Here is a 608-nt window from a genome sequence, read left to right as displayed (position 1 = left end):
GGCCTCCGACTTCGCCGGCTGGTGGGGGCCCGGGCGCCGGGCCGACCACACCGATGCGATCGCGGGTGCGCAGCTGGTGGCCCGTGCGGTCGGCGTCGAGCTCGAGGTACGCCAGGCCGAGGAGACCGCCCCGTGGCACCCCGGGCGCACCGCGCGGCTGCAGCTGAGCGACGGCACCCTGGTCGGCTACGCCGGGGAGCTGCACCCGACGGTCGTGACGTCTCTCGGTCTGCCCGACCGTGCGGCGGCCTTCGAGGTGGACCTCGACCTCGTCCTCGCGGCCGTCCCGGGCCCTGTCCAGGCCACCCCGGTCTCGACCTACCCGGCGGCCAAGGAGGACATCGCCCTCGTCGTCCCTGCCGCGGTCCCCGCAGGTGAGGTCCTCGACGCCGTGCGGACGGGTGCGGCCGCGTCCTCGGCGGGAGACATCGTCGAGGACCTGCGCCTCTTCGACGTCTACACCGGGGACCCGGTCCCGCCGGGGCACCGCTCCTTGGCCTTCGCCCTGCGGCTGCGCGCCCAGGACCGCACGCTCACCGCGGCGGAGGCCTCGGCGGTGCGGGAGTCGGCCGTGGCCGAGGCGGCACGACGGCACGGGGCGGTCCTGC

General features: G+C 76.8%; 1 pseudogene. It reads left to right on the top strand.

Features of this window, described 5'->3' with window-relative positions:
• Positions 1-608: pseudogene (locus L0B03_RS18880) on the top strand (phenylalanine--tRNA ligase subunit beta); the annotation flags it as partial.

The sequence above is a fragment of the Actinotalea sp. C106 genome (assembly GCF_023630195.1).
Lineage (GTDB): Bacteria > Actinomycetota > Actinomycetes > Actinomycetales > Cellulomonadaceae > Actinotalea.
This window is presented reverse-complemented; position numbering and strand designations above follow the sequence as displayed.